Here is a 16,890-nt window from a genome sequence, read left to right as displayed (position 1 = left end):
ATAAATACGAAGGGTGAACCCTGTGTGATGCCGTCAATACGTCCTGAGTAAAAACAGACATCACTGATGGAGGTGAAGACGATAGCGTGCAGGAAGACGAACAGGAGGATAAGATGAGCTTGAAGAGAGCCATGTAAGAATGAAAAATGCAGAAAAACAGAGACAGGAAAGAGTGAAAACATTAAAAACAACGATGATAATACCGTAGTAAAACCCTTAACCAACCCACATCAAACCAGCATATCACTTCACGATGACTACCAGATGTACTTTTCAGTGACGATAAAACCATCACCATGCTACTGTGTTGCTACGATAATCACTACATCAACAACTACTGTGTAGTTTAGTTTATGAGGTACTGATAATGGCAATACATTATAATGATGGCAGGAAAACACCGATAAAGACCCGCGACAGCCGAATCTGTAATTTCTGTCTTGACTGGCTGGGTATTAATAAAAACATCAGAACAAATGGCGTAAACCGTCAGGATGCAGACAGCTGCCATCAGGTCGCCAATCAACTCATCAATCAGCACTATCCTGATAAAGAACAGCAGGACAGGCTTCTGGCAGAAATAAATACCGCCTGTGACGAGAATATCTTACCGGCTGACCGTTTTGACTGGCTTGAACGCGATGAACGGGCCGCTTTCTGGTTATGGGGTTATCTTTATACCGTGGGCGATCTGACGCTTGGGATTTCTTCATCAAGAGATGCACGTTACGATCAGAACTGGTATCAGTTCCTTCAGCTCAATAAATCCCCGACAAGTCACCGGGAAAGAATACAGCTGCTCTTCAATTTCTTTGACTGGATTATTATTCCTGCCCCACCGGTTAATCACCTCAAGAGCCAGGTAATGGACAGGCTCAAAGATCAGTGGAAAAATATTTACAGCAAACCCGTCCCGCTGAAATGGTTACCTGATGAAGAAGAGGCGGTACTGTGGGCATGGAATAGCCTTAAATCACTACAGGAAGAAAGAAATGTGCCCACCGGCGGGCTTTCATTTATGCTTTCCTCTCTGGGATTGAGTACCTGGTTTACCCCCCTGAGTCATTCTGAGCGCAATTTAGCCCTGCGTGCCGCGATCGATTTATGGGATGATGCTCCAGATACAAAGCGTTTATTCCTGCTGAATCTGAATAAAGCCTGGAACCAGCAAAAATTGCGTCAGTCCCGCACCGATAAAAAAGCACTCAATACGTACCTGAAGAACGAAACCAAAACACGACTGGACTTTATGGCTGAACGCAGCGGGGTTCGTATCAGCGATATGCTGGAAACGTTGATTAATGACCATTACCGTAAAACTTGTGGTGGTGAGTGAGAGCATCGCGCGGAAACAAAACAATTGGCGACGATAATGCAGACCGATAACTGCATTCAAAAAATTTCAGACCTATATTACCTGTGTGAGAACGGCAGCAGAAATGCTGCCGTTTCGTTATTTCACTCACGGAGGTTAATGTGCCTGATAAGAAAAAACGGGGTTCTGATGCCCTGCCGCTCCCCTTGTTCCGTCTCCCCGGTGAACTGCCCTGCAAAATACCCGCGTGCATGTTTCCCCCGTTCCGGCGCTGCCATCGCCACATTCCCTGTTCCGGTATCAGGGCCGTTTTTATACACGGCCCACCTGTTTATTCAGGCGGCTTTATTGCCAGTAACAAGGGAGAAAAGAAATGCAGTGTCCGAATTGCGGTTCGCAAAACATCCAGATGCGCCATATGGGTAAAAAAACAGGAGGGGTGACCGGGGCAATTGCCGGGGGGCTTGCCGGTCTTGAAGGGGCGACGGCCGGTGCGTTGATTGGTTCAGCGGTCCCGGTGGTCGGCACACTGGCGGGAGGACTAATCGGTTTTCTGTCGGGGGCCTGCGCTGGCGCAGTAGCGGGAGCGGTTGCCGGTGCAAAGCTGGACGGGACGGTATTTGATGAATATGGCTGCACGCAGTGTGAACATACCTTCAGTGTGCCGTGAGGTTCAGTGGTATCAGCCATAAGTGCCACCGGGCCCTGTAGCCCGGTGTTTTCTGAGCCAGAGCCGCCCCTGTTTTATCCCTCCGGCCACCCGGCTTAAACGACAGGATGTGTCGTCAGACCATCACATTCCTTGCCCGAACTTCCCCATATTCCTTTTCTTACAGCCACTTAACGAAAGAGGGTTGTTGTCATAATTATTACGTTATCCACCATAAAGCGACGACATAACGTGGCGAACCGGTACGGCATAATTATCCACCATCAACAGGAGCATACGGAGAGCCGGAGGCTGATTTCAGAATGAAAGGACAACACGATCGTTATGACCGCCTGGCCGTCAGGCTGTCTGTCATCATCAGTCGGCTACTGACAGGCCATGCCCTGGTACTGAAATCACTGGCTGATGAATTTGCTGTCTCAGAACGCACGCTGCAACGGGATTTCCAGCAGCGCCTGCTCCACCTGGGTATTGAGTATTCCGGCGGGGCCTACCGCCTTGCCCGGCGCCCTCTCCGGCCCCATTCGCCGGATACATCCACCTTTATCCACAATACGGGGATTTCTGGGATTATCCCCATTCAGAACAGAAAGCTCATCCGGCTGCTCACCAGCACGTCGGGGATATCGCCCTGTCTTATCGGGCATGGCGGCTTACCGTCGGCAGTCACACAGTCAGCGTCATTTTTACTGCTGGCGGAAGCCATTCGCGATCACCACACCGTCACGCTGCAGGTTAACGGACGCACTCATGAAACCGTGGCACCACACCGTCTTATCTTCCAGAGCAAAAACTGGTTTCTGGTCACCACCCGCGCCAGAACCCTCCAGGTTTTCAGGATGGAAGAAATCAATGCCGTTACGGTCCTGGAAACCTCATTTCGCAACAAGCCTGAGCTTGATGCCCTGACGGCCAGCGAGGAGTTTATCTCAGCGCTGCCTCACTTTCGCTTCATCAGTAACGTTATTCATTCCTTCCGGGGAGTGTTCCCGGAAGCCACCTCCGGACTAAAAGGAGCCCGGCTATGAAACACCCCACAGCCCTGCTGTTGTTATGCGTCGGAATGACGCTGGCATTATTGCCTGCGGCGCACGCAGACACATCCGATACCCTGCGCGACGCGCATTATCATCGCTGCGCAAAGCCCGTCTTTTATGCACAGACCCTGAACCACAAAAAGGAGGTCGAAATCTGCATCGTCACCCCATCGGTATCGTATTCGTTTGGTAAGACCGGTGCGGAACATAAGGAGATGGATATTACCGTTCCGGCTCAGGCAACACGCTACGCGTACCAGAGCAACCAGGTTATCAGCCTGCAGGAGTTTAGCGTCCGCAACGGCGATACCACCTACCAGGTGTCAGCCGGGAGCAATGATGAAGGTAAACCCTTTGCCGCGCTCGATGTGTACCGGGGGAGTCCCGATACCGGAAAGCATCTGGCGACAATTACGCTTGATCCGGACACGGTGGTTAACGACATCAGCCACGCCCTGCAGGATGAAGACATTCCCCAACAGGATGGCTTTTAACCAGTTTAATCAAACTCAACCCTCTGCTTATTCCAGGACGTTTTCATGAATATTTCCCTCTCTGGTGGTTCGCGCCACCCGGCCCCCGTTTTGTCCGTACTCTGCCTGCTGCTCTCTGTTGTGGCACTCAGCGGCTGCGGCGACGAAAAATCCAAAGCCGAAAGCGAGTTTATCCGGGGCTGTAAATCCGGTGGCGGCACCACCGCTATTTGTGGCTGCGTTTACGACATCCTGCTGACGAAATACCCCCACGGCGAGTTGCTCAGGATGAACCAGCAGTACGGTTATGTCCCACCACGTTTCATGGACAACATGCTGAGTGCCGCTCAGCAGTGCAGAAAATAAGGAAATCTGAACATGGCTCTTGTCATTAAATATTTCGCGATTGCCTTCGCCATCGCGCTTGTGGTCGTGCTGTTTAACGTGTTCGGGAGTACCGGCGAAATTCGTAGCTTTGGTCAGGGGATGGGGTACCTGTTCTGGATGACGCTGGGGCCAGGTGCCGGTATGACAGTTGGCGCAGCGCTTCGACTGTGGCTGATGCCGGACGCGGTATACACCCGCGAAGGGATGACCGGGCTGCTCAAGGCCCGCCTGTTCTGGCTCGCAGGCCCACAGTGTATCGGCTGGCTGGCCGGACTTATCGCCGTGGGTAAACAACTCATGTAACAGGACTGCCCCTCAACAACATTTTTAACTCAGAAGGAAAAACACCATGCGATTCATGCACGCCATCCTGTCAGCAGGATTACTGACCTTTGCCATGTCGGCACAGGCTGTCCCCAATATGTGGAGCAGCGGTTTCGGTATGGGGGTGACCGAATACATCATCACCAGCCCGGAAAACGTGATGCTGAACCTGAACTGCACCGGCAACCCTGACGACCAGAATATCCTGCAGCATCACGTCATGCTCACCCTGCCTGACGGCAACGGCAGCGGTGCCGATTCACAGGATGAGAAAACCGCCATCACCGTCGTCACGGATGACCAGCCGTTCCCGTTGCCATCCTCTCTCGGCTGGCGTAACGGCGATAACGCCTGGCTGTCGTTCATTGATGCCATCAGAAAGGCAACGTCATTTGACGTTTACGTCAACGACAAAAAAGTGGGGCATTTTACCCCTTCGGCCGGCAACGTCCACAAGGTTCTGGCTGATATGCCCGAATGCACGACACTCACCGCCGGGTAGTCGCCGTTCAGCATGATATCTCCATTTTTCACAGCTCAACTCATTAAGGAAAAACACGATATGACCGACATCGCCACCCTCAGCCAGCGCCTGGCAACCCCGACCCTGCATTTTGTACTACTCACCGTCGCCACCTGCGGCATCTGGCCGCTGCTCTGGCTGTACCGAAAACAGCAGATTATCAGCGACACCACCGGTTTTCCGGTGAGCAGCGATATCTTCGTTATCTGGCTGGCCGTCTGCTTTGGACTCGGGCGACAGTTCGGCGTCATGGCCTCACCAGACCTGGCAGGGTACGACACGGGCAGCGATACGCTGCTGGCCTTAAGCGGCATTCTGTCGCTCTCCTGTGGCGTGATGTACATCGTCTGGGCCTTTAAGGCCAGAGCCGCGCTGCGTCACTATGCGCTGAACACCTTCCGCTTCGACCTCAGAATGAACGCGTTCTGGACCGTCGCCTTTAACGTCTTCTACATTACATACTGCATTAACGACATGCCACAGGCGCTGGCGAAACACCGGATTATTCATGGTCAGGTCCCCGTGCCGCCGGAATCACCGTCACCGCAGTAACATCGTTCCTCTCTTATTTACCCGGCAGGGGCATCCCAGAATGCCCCAAATCCGTCCGGGTGCTCTCCCCATGAGATTTAACCCAATGACATTAATGAAAATGATGTTCAGCACCCTGCGTCAGCAGTTGGGCACAGCAGTTTGCGGAAAACCACTTCCGCGAAGAAGGCTACGACGAAGACAGCATTGATATCGCCAGGCAGACGGCAACCCTGCTGGTAGCGGCCTTAATCACGGCGCTCATGGAGCAGATACTGCAACTCATCGCGACACACTTAACCCACTGATGCCCTGCTCACTGAGCGGGGCATTTTGTTTTATGACGCTTATCAGGAGATGACGATGCTCAACACTGACGATATCCCACTACCGTCCGGCCCATTTACCCGCAGGCAGGCTGAGGTCATCGTGTCGGCGTACCAGAACGTCTCCATTGAAGACGACCAGGGGACGCATTTTCGGCTGGTCATCCGTGACAGCGAGGGGACATTGATCTGGCGGGCGTGGAATTTTGAAGCCAGCGCCGGGTATTGGTTTAACCGCTACCTGCTCAGCCACGGGATCCCCCGGCACTGACGCGCCATCGCTCACCCCACCAGCAACCCCACCAACAGGCCATGTTCCTTTAGGAGCATGGCTTTTTTGTTTATGCCGTTTAAGCAATCACAGAGGTATTAACCATGAAACTAGCCAGCCGTTTTGGGCGGACAAACCAGATCCGCCGCGACCGCCCCTTAACCCGTGACGAACTGATGCAGGTCGTTCCCAGTGTCTTCAGTGAAGATCGCCACGGATCCAGGAGCGAAAAATACGCTTATATCCCCACCATCACTCTGCTCGAAAATCTTCAACGTGAAGGCTTTGAACCCTTCTTCGCCTGCCAGTCACGCGTACGAGACCCGGGCCGCCGCGAGCACACTAAACACCTGCTGCGCCTGCGTCGTACCGGCCAGATAACCGGTCAGCAGGCACCGGAGATCATTTTGCTCAACTCGCACGATGGCTCCAGCTCATATCAGATGCTGCCAGGGCTGTTTAGAGCCATCTGCACCAACGGACTCGTCTGCGGACAGTCGTTCGGTGAAATTCGCGTGCCGCATCGTGGCGATGTGGCCGGGAAAGTGATTGAGGGGGCTTATGAAGTGCTCAGCGTCTTTGATCGGGTGGAAGAGAAACGTGACGCCATGCAGTCGCTGCTGTTACCACCACCTGCACAACACGCCCTGGCGAACGCCGCACTGACGTACCGCTTTGGGGAAGAGCACCAGCCGGTGACTGCTGCTCAGATACTGACACCACGTCGCTATGAGGACCGGCAGGACGACCTGTGGACCATCTATAACCGCATTCAGGAGTCTTTGCTCAAAGGAGGTCTGAGCGGACGCACCGCACAGGGAAAACGTACTCACACCCGTGCAGTTAACGGCATAGAGGGTGACGTTAAGTTAAACAGGGCGCTCTGGGTGATGGCGGAAAGTCTGCTGGAGACGCTGAAGTAATGCCACGTATTCCCGAGGGAGTGATTCAGGTGGCGCCATATCCGCTTTCACTGACCCACCGGACAGGTTGCCGTTCCGTCTCTGACGACGACCTGTGCGCCTGGTGCTCACATCTTCTCTACCGACCCGGTGAGCTCAGCCTCTGCCAGTTAAGTCTTCCTGAAGGCCACTGGCCATCACGTTGTGATGAGGATGGCTATGCGCAGTCCTGCCCACAGTTACATCTGAACGTACCTCCTGCAGATATCACCTGCCGGTAACACAACACGCATGTTACCCAAAAATCACACGACTTACACGCCACCTGCCCGGAGGGAGTGCGCGTATGACCTCTACAAAAGGAACAACTGACATGGCCGACATTATCAACCTTAACGATAACAAACTGTTACGTCCGAAATCTACCGATGAAGCCTCCACACTGACCGCCACGCTCGTACCGGACGAACAGCGTGTGGACTTCTGGCCGCAACACTTCGGCAGCATACCGCAGTGGATCACTTTAGAACCCACCGTCTTCGCCTGGATGGACCGCTTCTGCGCGGCCTACAGCGGGGGTATCTGGAATTTTTATACGCTCAGCAACGGCGGCGCGTTTATGGCCCTGGAAGCTGACGATGACAGCAATGAGCCCTGGTCGCTGTTCAGCACCATGAACGGCAATGGCGGTGAGCTCAGCGCTGAAGCAGCCGGGATAGCAGCTTGTCTGATGACTTACAGCCACCACGCCATGCGCACCGAATGCGATGCCATGACGGAGCACTACTACCGCCTGCGGGACTACGCGCTGAACCACGCAGAATGTAACGCCATCATGCACATCATCGACTGAGGTCAGCCGCTATGGAACAACAGTTACCGCTGTTTGCCCGTGAATTAGCCCCTGCCGACCAGCAGACGGTCAGGAAAGCATTAATCCTGCTGGAATGCCAGCTACGCGAACCCGGCGCGTCATTTACGTCCAGTAATACGGTCCGCGACTGGCTGCGTCTTTAACTTGCCTCACTGGAGCGCGAAGAATTTACCGCACTCTTCCTCGATAACCAGCATCGCCTCATAGCCCACGAAACGCTCTTCACAGGTACCATCAACCATACGCAGGTCCATCCCCGTGAAGTGGTGAAATCCGGTCTGAAGCATAACTGCGCCGCAATCATTGTCGCTCATTGCCATCCCTCCGGGGAGGCGGAACCCAGCCAGGCAGACCGTAACATTATAGAACGCCTGCGAGCCGCACTGGAACTGGTCGATATTCGTCTTCTGGATCACCTGGTAGTGGGCGGTATGGAGATCACCTCGTTTTCTGAACGTGGCTGGCTCTGAGGAGAAATGGGATGAAAATCATCAGCAAACGTCAGGCAATGACAATATACCGCCAGCATCCGCAGTCCCGATTGTTTCGCTTGTGCACGGGTAAATATAAATGGTCTGGCAGCGTCTGCCACTATGCCGGGCGGGAGGTCCAGGATATCAGCGGTGTGCTGGCCGTCTTCGCAGAACGGCGTCAGAACCGCAACGGCCCGTATGTCGTATTGCGCAGCGTTACCCTGAATTAACGCATCGTTAAGGATTACTTAAATGCAGAACACAACAAATGTAGCAAACCATGATATTGCCGAACCCTGGTGGGGGCTTAAACCCACCGTCACGCCGTGCTTTGGCGCACGACTGGTGCAGGAGGGCAACCGGCTTTACTACCTGGCTGACCGCGCCAGCATCACCGGAACGTTCAGCAAGGCGGATTTACGCCATCTCGATCAGGCGTTTCCGGTTCTGCTCAAACAGCTGGAATTAATGCTGGTTTCCGGTGAACTCAATCCCCGCCATCAGCACTGCGTCACGTTCTACGCAAAAGGGCTGGTATGCGAGGCGGACACCCTCGGATCGCATGGTTACGTGTACCTGGCGATTTATCCCACGCCAGCTGCAACCGCGTAAACCTTCTTCCTGCTTACCCTCGTTTTTACCTATCAACAAAGAGATCCAACAATGAAAATTTATCCTGTATCCGCAAAACGGGCCGCTGAGATTGAGCGGTTATCGCCTGTGTCACCGATTGCCGTGTGGCAGCGCCTACTGAGCCACCTGCTGGACCGCCACTACGGTCTCACGCTCAACGACACACCTTTCGGCAACGATGGCGTGATTCAGGAGCATATTGACGCCGGTATATCACTGTGCGACGCCGTGAATTTTATTGTGGAAAAATACGATTTGGTTCGCACCGATCGTCACGGCTTCAGTGCCGAAACACAGTCGCCGCTTCTCACCCGTATCGATATTCTCCGCGCCCGCAAAGCCACCGGGCTGATGACCCGCAACGGCTACAAAGTGGTGACCGATATCACCACCGGCAAATACCGTGGGGTGCAGCAATGAAGTTATCCCTGACGGTAGAAGCTGATGTCATCAACGTTCTGGCCCTGAATGCGGGCCGGATTGCTGTGGATATTGACGGCATTGAACTGGCTGCGCTGATCGATGTGGTCTGTGACAACGGTTATTCCCTTCGCGTTGCTGACGAGCCCGGAAAACTGGTTGTCGAAGATCCGCTTCCGCCCGTCGCCCGCGTTAACGGCATTCAGTGCAGTACCGCACATATCTCCGAAGCTGATAACAGCCTGCTGTATACCCTTTCGCACCAGCATGAAGACTTTGGCGACCAGGAATGGATTTCGTACACCGGATCGGGTTATCTGCTCTACCTGGGCGCGTTGTCATTTCCGGTCTTACGGCTCAAACGTCTCGGCCTGTCGAAAGCCTGCCGTCGGTTAGTGGTGACGCTTATCCGTCGCTACGCCGCTGGTATTGTTCATCTGGATGCCTTTGGCGAAGTGCTGCCAGGCTTCGCCACCTTCGACTGGTAACACAACCACAATCACCACAAGGTTTTCACCTGCCGGAATTAACCACCGAAGCGGCACTCAATATTCTGATTGGCTGGCTGCAGGACAACATCGATTGTGGCAGCGAGATTATTTTTGACAACGACGAGGACAACACCGATTCAGCAGTGCTGTTGCCCTGGATTGAACGTGCGCGTCAGGACGTTCGCGATCTCCGTCATCTCCAGCTTCTGCATCATGCCAGAACTGATTAGCCGCCTGACAATATTCATAACACACGTATAAGCGCCAGCCCTCACTGGCTGGCGCTTTGCTTTATATAAAGGAAATAAAAATGATGTCAGAACTTACTCTCACCAAACCCGAAGTATTAACCGACCACACCGACGTGATTTGCTCCACCAGCATTGAGCGCATCGTCACCGGACGTAATGCAGCGTTGAGCCTGACAGAAATCCTTATCCACCAACTTAGTGATATTTCTGCACTAACCGACAGTATTGGCGGGGGCAAAGCGAATGAATGGGGAGTGCGGCAATACCGTTACGACTGCTGGTTGATGGAGAAACCAGAAACGGCGATGAAAGCCATCACCCGCAATATTGATCGCAGCATCTGGAAGGATTTGATGCAACGGTCAGGAATGATTTCGCTCATGGACGCTCAGGCCCGTGACGAGTGGTACAACAGCCTGGAGAAAGACGACATTCCGGCGATCTCTAAAGCCAATATACTGAGCACGTTCAGGCAACTGCATCAGAGCAAAGGTGAGGTTTTTGAGCGTGGCGTAATTAACGTGTTCAAAGGTCTGAGCTGGAACTATAAAACCAACTCGCCCTGCAAATTTGGCGCAAAAATAATTGTCAGCGGTCTGGTGAAATACGACAGATGGGGATTTGGACTTAATTGGGGCTGGCAACGTGATCGGTTAGCGGATCTTGAGCGCATGTTGATGATCCTTGATGGAAAACCCATTCCAGACAACCGTGCCGATGTCTCCCGCCGTCTTGGAGATCACATCAATGAGAACAGACACAGCAATCGTTATGAGGACGAGAGGTTTACAATCAAGTATTTTCAGAAAGGAACAGCCCATATCACCATGAAACGTCCCGATCTGGTGGATAAGCTGAACGATATCATCGCGAAGCACTATCCGGGAATGCTGGCTGCTAAGTGTGTGTAAAAGGTCTTCTCTTTTGGAATGGTCTTTCAAATCTTCCATGCTTATGTCAAATTTTATTTGAAAACACATAAATGTGTATTTACTCTTTTTTGTGTTTTAATGCTTGTCATCAATCTCATCAGAAGAGCGATGCCATGTTACAGAACAACATCAAACAGCTTCGTACTCAATTGTCGATCACCCAACGCGAGCTGGCGTATATGGTCGGCACCAGCCAACAGCAAATCCAGCGTATCGAAACCGGAAAGGTCGCAGCAAAGCTGGGCCTTGCACAGGCAATATGCAATGCCCTGGATAAGCCTTTAAATATCGTATTCCCGGAAAGCGATCAGTTGATTACCGACTTTCACAAAAAGCGCCGTAAAACCGATGAAGATCTTGAGGCGATAGCCACAAGCGGTATTGAAATGGATAACGGTCTCTGGACCGTAAAACTCTGGCTACAGGGGCAGCAGGACTATTTATTGTTGTCCATTTCTGCTGCGGATAAGCGGAGGTTTTATTATTATTTTCAGGAAACAGCTAGCCCGAATGTAGAGCGGTTCTTTGTCTTTGACTCGGACCAGTATCGCTATGCGTTAAATATGCGCGAAGTAGTATTTCACCAGTTCTTGTCTGATGGTCTACCGCCAATCATTGCTGAAGAAGATGATGATTACGAAGACGATTATTTTAATGTCCATATCACCTTAATGAACGGTGGCCCAGTGATTCCGCTTAGCGTTGAGCCTGATGCGCCGCAAAACGAAGAGACGGATGATATCGGTCAGTTGAATGAGTTTTTTGAAAAGTTGGAGTGCGAGCCTGAAACGAAAGATCGTTATATGCTAACCGACGAAGATGGAGAAGATGCTTTTATCCGCATTGGTTCTATTGCCATGGTGCGAGTCGTACTTGACGCGCTGGAGCCTGTGGAAGAAGATGAAGAGTAGTTTTTAGCTAGCTGTATTCACAAGGAATCGCGTTGAGTATACATGTGAGTATACAATGTGGTTTCTTATTTTTATAAATCTAATTATTTCAATTTCTTATGGTGTAAATCGCGGTGCGGCCTTCGCCCTATCCTCCCAACCAGGCCGCCCAAGCGGCCCAATCCCCCTAACTCTTTAAACCTCTTTTCCCCCGCATCAATCTCCCTCTGTCAATCAACTCCCCATCCTTCCCAAAATACCTCTCCGGCCATATCGCACTTGGATGCACCTCAAGCGCTTCGGCTATCAACATTTCTCCTTTAGGCCACGGTCTGATCAACGCATTCGCCAGCGTGGACGAACTTAGCCCAGCTGCCCGGGAGAGCGCTGCCATTGATGTTCCGCGTTTATGCAGACCCGCAATAATGTCTGCGGTATGCCAACCCTGATGCATATTTCCTCCTGATATCTGCCAATGGGTAGAACGACTACTGATGTAATACTACGTTATTCGTAGTATCTGGCAAGCGAAAAAGCTACGACTATCGTAGCTATGAGCACATCAATTAATTACCCGGATATCTTCTGTCAGCGTCTGAAGGCCGCGCGTCTTGCGAAAGGGCTGTCGCAGAAAAAACTCGGCATTCTGGCCGGGATCGACGAGTTCGTGGCGAGCACGCGGATCAACCGTTACGAAAAGGGTGTACATCAGGCCAATATCGACATCGCGCAGCAGCTTGCGTCCGCGCTGGATGTGCCCTTGGCGTATTTTTATATTGTGGATGATGAACTGGCTGAGTTGGCGCTTGGGTGGGCAAATCTCTCCGCGCAGGGCAAAGCGCAAATCCTGACACTGGTAAAAAACAAAACATCTTAACGTCTGTCATCCCCAACCGGAGCCTTCTCTATGCCTCACTACTGGTGGAAAGATTTCCTCGACCGCAACGATCACTGGCAGGGCCTTGAACTTATCGTCCGCGATAGCGAAAAAGCACAAACCCTGGAGATGCTGAGTGGTCACCACGGGCGGATGGCGCTGAACGTGCGCGGTGAGACGCTATTCTGGGCGACGGTACTCAACGACTATTCCGGCGTCTGGCTGGTGTTTAACGCCGATCACCCGGACCAGCAAAATCTGCTGCCGCCCGTCACGTCGCAGGATATCGAAACCATTCTTCGCAAAGGCCCTGAGGCATGGACCCGTGAATGGTGCCGCTATTTTGCCCGTCAGTTAATGGAATCACCTTCGCCGCTGTTGCCCGCGCGCCGCTGGCTGATGCGTCCGATGGAGCAGGTGAAAGAGCGTGCCTCGTACTCGCTCAAAAAGCCGTTTACCCCGGAAAACTGGCATTTTCGCTCTCCGGCCAGCGCCGATAACATGGGCTGCGACTGGATGCTCTATGCCGAGGATATGGCCGATCTCAGCCAGCCGGAGAAGGTAAAAATGGTGGACTGGTGGTGGGGAGGGAATTTACTGCTGGGCCGTTACGCGGTCGATACTGACGCCGGACGGCTGAAGTGGTGGCGGAAAAAATGCCGCGAGGGGCAGCTTCCGCCCGTCCTCGTCTGGTATATCGCCGGGCTGGCGTCCTTTGTGATCCTCGACGGGCATTATCGTTTTCAGGCGGCGCGGGAAGAGGGCATCCCGCCCGAATTCCTGGTGATCAGCGAGCTGAACGAGCAGGTTTTTACTCCGGACCCTGAGAAGCAGGAGCGAATACTGCGTTCGCTGGAGCATCAGCAGCGCAAAAAGCCGGGCTTCAATGTTGATTCAATGAATCAGACGCTGATTAACCTCTACGATAACCGCTATTTGCACGCTTCCACCAGCAGCCGCGCGATATTAGGAAACGGTGAAAGCTGGGTACGGGAAGTGAGCGACTATCTGCGGCGGCACCAGCTTGAGGAATATCTGGAGAAGATCCTTAGCCGGGAGGAATAAACGCCCTGCCAGCCGGGCTTTCCCTGTGCTGGCAGGACGAGGCGTGTTACGCCCCCTTGTGCTGATGAATCGCTAAACCCGATTCCCCCACTGCCAGCTCCTCCCGCAGCGTCAGTTCCGGGATCGCATAATCCCCGCCGTTCTGCTTACGGTACGCCAGCGGCGCGGTGTGCCATAAATCATCCAGCCGCTGCGTTAACTGCCGGGTCAGCTCGCCATACCGCGCCTCGTCCATCTTTTCTGAGCGATACACCACCAGCGGCGGCAGTACATCAAACCCCGGATAGTGCAACATCCCGTGCTGAATAGGAAAGAGGATGTCGTCGATCGCGCCGTTGATCCCGCGCGGGCTATAGTGCGACTCCCAGCCGCCAGTGGTGACGATCAGCATGGCGCGTTTACCTGCCATCGTCCCTTCACCATAGCGATCGCCCCAGTGACGATCGTTATGCTCGCCGACGCCGTAGGCAAAGCCATAAGCATAAACCCGATCAAACCAGCCTTTGAGGATCGCGGGCATTGAAAACCACCACAGCGGAAACTGGAAAATCACCGCGTCGGCCCAGCGTAATTTCTCCTGCTCGCGGGCGATGTCGTCACTCTGCATGCCATGTTCAAACGCATATTTTGAATCCAGGGAGGGATCAAAACGATCGCCCTGAACCGGCGCAAGACTGTCAGCAGGATCGATTTGCGATTTCCACTGCATAGCATAGAGATCCGACACCTGTACCTGATGACCTGCCTGCTCAAGGTACTTAACCGCTACGTTTTTCAGCGATCCATTCAGCGAACGTGGCTCCGGGTGAGCATAAACAATAAGGATATTCATAAGCGTTACCTGACCTGAGAAAGTCACTGCATGGTAAGTTGCAGGCCGCTATAGTAGAAATTGATTGCTTAAATTACAGGTATAGTGATGGTTAATTTCCGCAACCTGGATCTGAATTTACTCCTGACGCTGGACGTGTTGTTAACCGAGCACAACGTCACGCGTGCCGCGCGGCGGCTGAATTTATCGCAGCCTTCGGTCAGCGTACAGCTGGCGCGGCTGAGGGATATTTTTGCCGATCCGCTCTTGTTGCCCGGCCCGCGCGGTATGCAGCCCACCGCCAGAGCTGAGGCGCTGCGTGAACCGCTGCGTCAGGCACTGGAGGTGCTGGAGAAGGCCATCGCTCCCGCTACAGCCTTCGATCCGGCGCAGGCGACGGCCACCTGGCGTATCGTTGCCACCGACTACATGGCATCGGCGATTATCCTTCCGGCATTAAGCGAATTACGTCGCGTTGCGCCGGGCACCCGGCTGGCGGTGCTGGAACTGCGGCCGGATCAGATCGTCCGCCAGGCGGAGCAGCAGGATGTCGATCTGGTTTTTCATACTCGCGACGGCGCGCCGCTGTCGCTGCATCAGCGACATCTGTTTACCGAACGTTATGTACTGGCAGGGCGGGTCGATCATCCGGCGCTTAAACGGCAGCCCACGCTGGCGCAGTTCTGCCAGCTGGAGCACGTCATCGTCTCTCCGGACGGCGGCGGCTTCCATGCGGCGACCGATGTAGCGCTGGCGAATAAAGGTCTGTCGCGGCGGGTGGTATTGTCAGTACCCCATTTTTTAGTGATGCTGGAGACGCTGGCGCGTACCGATCTGGTGGCGATGCTACCGGAGCGTCTTGTTAAACAAACCGCCACGCTGAAAATTGTTGAGCCGCCGCTGGAGATTGCCGGGTTCGATATGATGATGCTGTGGCACGAACGCGTGCATCGCGATCCCGGTCATATCTGGCTGCGACAGCACATTGTCGATTCCCTCCGGTGAGCGGCTGTGATAAACCGGGGGAGATAAATTTACAGTGAAGGAAAGGATGACCCGATGAATCAATCATTACAACCTGGCCAGAATACCACGCTGGCGCAGGCGCGCGGACAAGTGCGCGTAAGTCACACCGCGAGCGCCGATCTCGACGTCAACCTGACGGCGTTTCTGGTCACCGCTTCCGGAAAGGTGATTAACGATGACGATATGGTTTTTTTTAACGCGCCGCAGCACGCCTCGGGAGCCGCAACCTTTATTGCGCCTGCTGCCAGCGGTGCAACGCTAAGCCACTGCATTGATTTTGATCTCTCACGTTTGCCGGCGGAGATCGTCAAAATCGCCGTCACGTTAACCCAGGATGGCAGTGCGGCAGGGTTCGCCAGCGTAAACGATCTGCGGGCGCAGATCGTCGCGGGCAGCCAGACGCTTGAACTTGCTCCCGGCGCGTTTAGCCAGGAGACCGGGATCATCGTGCTCGAGCTGTACGTGCGTAACGGCGAAAACAAAGCGCGTGCGGTATGGCAGGGGTTCAACTCCGGGCTGGCGGGACTGTGTAATCTGTACGGCATTGAGGTGGAATCGCCAGCGCCGGTCACCCCGCCGGTCAGCCTGAAAAAAGTCACCCTCACCAAACCCGATGCCCAGCATAAAGTCTCACTTGTTAAGGGCGCGGGAGCACCAAAAAGTATTCGCGTCAGCGCGACCTGGATTGATAACGGTGATGGCGAGGATAACGACGATCTCGATCTGCGCATCGGTATTTTGCGCCCGGACGGTCAAATGTCGCTGGTCTGCGCGCCGGATAATCCTGGCGCGTTTGATGCGTATCCGTGGATCCTCCACGGTGGCGATGTGGTCGCCGCCAGCGCCTCGGCACCCGGCACGGAAACCGTGGAGATCAACCCGGCCATTTCACGCCTGATGGGCGGGAAAGTGGCTATCGTGTGCAGCGTGTACTCTGCGGTCAGCAACGGCGCGGTATCCGTGGCCTCGTTGCAACCGACGATGCGCATGGAGTATGGCGAGCAGGTCGTTGAGTGTGCGTATGACTTCAACAACGGCGACGATGACGAAGGCATTTATACCTACGTTATTGGCCTGATTGAAATTGATGAAGACAGCATCGTGCTGCGTCCGGCAGGCGTCACCTCGGAAGAGGGCAGCGAAGATACGCCGTGGCTGACCCGCAAGGGCGATAACGTGGTACTGACCGTTGATGGTCCGTGGGTATTCAAGGGTAAACCGGCCAGCACTAAAAAGGGCAAGCGCTACGTATAAAGACTTTCTGAAGCCGTCTCGCAAAACCTGAACCCGGCGGTTGCGCCGTGCCGTTGCCGGGTTACACTTCTCCTCAGCCGCGATGCTACTCCGAATAGCCGCGCGGTCAGCGGAATGAGTATGCTTCCGCATAG

The 16,890-nt window shown here is 53.8% G+C and carries 24 protein-coding genes and 1 pseudogene; 23 read left to right on the top strand and 2 right to left on the bottom strand.

Translation table 11 applies throughout. The features are described 5' to 3' along the window. The first annotated feature begins 367 nt into the window (after nt 1-367). From INT84_RS18480 to INT84_RS18390, 19 genes and pseudogenes are all read left to right on the top strand, one after another. Nucleotides 368-1,336 (top strand): hypothetical protein, encoded by a 969-nt coding sequence (locus INT84_RS18480; protein WP_194207966.1) that lies wholly within the window; start codon nt 368-370, stop codon nt 1,334-1,336. A 352-nt stretch (nt 1,337-1,688) separates the two neighbouring features. After that, complete coding sequence (locus INT84_RS18475) at nt 1,689-1,985, top strand: hypothetical protein (RefSeq protein WP_194207965.1); 297 nt, start codon at nt 1,689-1,691, stop codon at nt 1,983-1,985. 302 nt (nt 1,986-2,287) lie between these two features. Continuing rightward, the gene (locus INT84_RS18470) at nt 2,288-3,013 is read left to right on the top strand and encodes a YafY family protein (protein ID WP_194207964.1); all 726 of its coding nucleotides are present in this window, start codon (nt 2,288-2,290) and stop codon (nt 3,011-3,013) included. Continuing rightward, complete coding sequence (locus tag INT84_RS24250; protein ID WP_228066339.1) at nt 3,010-3,516, top strand: hypothetical protein; 507 nt, start codon at nt 3,010-3,012, stop codon at nt 3,514-3,516. Before INT84_RS18470 ends, INT84_RS24250 begins: the two co-directional genes overlap by 4 nt. Nucleotides 3,517-3,561: 45 nt before the next feature. Further along, the gene (locus INT84_RS18460; RefSeq protein ID WP_194207963.1) at nt 3,562-3,861 is read left to right on the top strand and encodes a hypothetical protein; all 300 of its coding nucleotides are present in this window, start codon (nt 3,562-3,564) and stop codon (nt 3,859-3,861) included. Nucleotides 3,862-3,873: 12 nt separating this feature from the next. After that, nucleotides 3,874-4,185 (top strand): hypothetical protein, encoded by a 312-nt coding sequence (locus INT84_RS18455; RefSeq protein ID WP_194207962.1) that lies wholly within the window; start codon nt 3,874-3,876, stop codon nt 4,183-4,185. 46 nt (nt 4,186-4,231) lie between these two features. After that, nucleotides 4,232-4,708 (top strand): hypothetical protein, encoded by a 477-nt coding sequence (locus INT84_RS18450; RefSeq protein WP_194207961.1) that lies wholly within the window; start codon nt 4,232-4,234, stop codon nt 4,706-4,708. Between the two features lie 60 nt (nt 4,709-4,768). After that, nucleotides 4,769-5,281 (top strand): DUF4234 domain-containing protein, encoded by a 513-nt coding sequence (locus tag INT84_RS18445; RefSeq protein ID WP_194207960.1) that lies wholly within the window; start codon nt 4,769-4,771, stop codon nt 5,279-5,281. Nucleotides 5,282-5,623: 342 nt separating this feature from the next. Next, on the top strand, nt 5,624-5,857 hold the full coding sequence (locus tag INT84_RS18440) for a DUF905 domain-containing protein (protein WP_194207959.1): 234 nt from the start codon (nt 5,624-5,626) through the stop codon (nt 5,855-5,857). Nucleotides 5,858-5,961: 104 nt separating this feature from the next. Then, complete coding sequence (locus tag INT84_RS18435) at nt 5,962-6,780, top strand: DUF932 domain-containing protein (RefSeq protein WP_194207958.1); 819 nt, start codon at nt 5,962-5,964, stop codon at nt 6,778-6,780. 352 nt (nt 6,781-7,132) lie between these two features. Further along, complete coding sequence (locus INT84_RS18430; RefSeq protein WP_194208090.1) at nt 7,133-7,612, top strand: antirestriction protein; 480 nt, start codon at nt 7,133-7,135, stop codon at nt 7,610-7,612. A gap of 11 nt (nt 7,613-7,623) precedes the next feature. After that, nucleotides 7,624-8,103: pseudogene (radC, locus tag INT84_RS18425) on the top strand (DNA repair protein RadC). Nucleotides 8,104-8,114: 11 nt separating this feature from the next. Continuing rightward, on the top strand, nt 8,115-8,336 hold the full coding sequence (locus tag INT84_RS18420; protein ID WP_194207957.1) for a DUF987 domain-containing protein: 222 nt from the start codon (nt 8,115-8,117) through the stop codon (nt 8,334-8,336). Nucleotides 8,337-8,358: 22 nt separating this feature from the next. Next, a complete protein-coding gene (locus tag INT84_RS18415; protein WP_194207956.1) occupies nt 8,359-8,718 on the top strand; it encodes a type IV toxin-antitoxin system YeeU family antitoxin in 360 nt (119 codons plus the stop codon). Nucleotides 8,719-8,769: 51 nt separating this feature from the next. Then, complete coding sequence (locus INT84_RS18410) at nt 8,770-9,159, top strand: TA system toxin CbtA family protein (protein ID WP_194207955.1); 390 nt, start codon at nt 8,770-8,772, stop codon at nt 9,157-9,159. Continuing rightward, the gene (locus INT84_RS18405) at nt 9,156-9,647 is read left to right on the top strand and encodes a DUF5983 family protein (RefSeq protein WP_194207954.1); all 492 of its coding nucleotides are present in this window, start codon (nt 9,156-9,158) and stop codon (nt 9,645-9,647) included. The genes INT84_RS18410 and INT84_RS18405 overlap by 4 nt, the downstream gene beginning before the upstream one ends. Before the next feature lie 29 nt (nt 9,648-9,676). After that, nucleotides 9,677-9,880 (top strand): hypothetical protein, encoded by a 204-nt coding sequence (locus tag INT84_RS18400; RefSeq protein ID WP_194208089.1) that lies wholly within the window; start codon nt 9,677-9,679, stop codon nt 9,878-9,880. An 83-nt stretch (nt 9,881-9,963) separates the two neighbouring features. Beyond that, a complete protein-coding gene (locus tag INT84_RS18395; protein ID WP_194208088.1) occupies nt 9,964-10,812 on the top strand; it encodes a DUF4942 domain-containing protein in 849 nt (282 codons plus the stop codon). Nucleotides 10,813-10,946: 134 nt separating this feature from the next. Then, nucleotides 10,947-11,744 (top strand): helix-turn-helix transcriptional regulator, encoded by a 798-nt coding sequence (locus tag INT84_RS18390; RefSeq protein WP_194207953.1) that lies wholly within the window; start codon nt 10,947-10,949, stop codon nt 11,742-11,744. A 166-nt stretch (nt 11,745-11,910) separates the two neighbouring features. Here the strand turns inward: INT84_RS18390 and INT84_RS18385 are convergent, their stop codons facing one another. After that, entirely contained in the window at nt 11,911-12,177 is a 267-nt protein-coding gene (locus INT84_RS18385; protein WP_194207952.1) for a helix-turn-helix transcriptional regulator, read from the bottom strand. A gap of 99 nt (nt 12,178-12,276) precedes the next feature. On the opposite strand from INT84_RS18385, the gene INT84_RS18380 reads away from it, so the two are divergent. Next, nucleotides 12,277-12,600, top strand: coding sequence for a helix-turn-helix domain-containing protein (locus INT84_RS18380; RefSeq protein ID WP_194207951.1), 324 nt, complete (start codon nt 12,277-12,279; stop codon nt 12,598-12,600). Nucleotides 12,601-12,630: 30 nt separating this feature from the next. Then, nucleotides 12,631-13,665 (top strand): ParB/Srx family N-terminal domain-containing protein, encoded by a 1,035-nt coding sequence (locus tag INT84_RS18375; RefSeq protein WP_194207950.1) that lies wholly within the window; start codon nt 12,631-12,633, stop codon nt 13,663-13,665. A 46-nt stretch (nt 13,666-13,711) separates the two neighbouring features. On the opposite strand, the gene INT84_RS18370 is transcribed toward INT84_RS18375, so the two are convergent. Beyond that, nucleotides 13,712-14,497, bottom strand: a complete 786-nt coding sequence (locus INT84_RS18370; RefSeq protein ID WP_194207949.1) for an NAD(P)H-dependent oxidoreductase — start codon at nt 14,495-14,497, stop codon at nt 13,712-13,714. An 87-nt stretch (nt 14,498-14,584) separates the two neighbouring features. On the opposite strand from INT84_RS18370, the gene INT84_RS18365 reads away from it, so the two are divergent. Together INT84_RS18365 and INT84_RS18360 are read left to right on the top strand one after the other, a co-directional pair. After that, complete coding sequence (locus INT84_RS18365) at nt 14,585-15,481, top strand: LysR family transcriptional regulator (RefSeq protein ID WP_194207948.1); 897 nt, start codon at nt 14,585-14,587, stop codon at nt 15,479-15,481. 54 nt (nt 15,482-15,535) lie between these two features. Then, complete coding sequence (locus INT84_RS18360; RefSeq protein ID WP_194207947.1) at nt 15,536-16,756, top strand: TerD family protein; 1,221 nt, start codon at nt 15,536-15,538, stop codon at nt 16,754-16,756. Nucleotides 16,757-16,890: the final 134 nt, after the last annotated feature.

The sequence above is a fragment of the Superficieibacter sp. 1612_C1 genome (genome assembly GCF_015234305.1).
Classification (GTDB): Bacteria; Pseudomonadota; Gammaproteobacteria; order Enterobacterales; family Enterobacteriaceae; genus Superficieibacter.
This window is presented reverse-complemented; position numbering and strand designations above follow the sequence as displayed.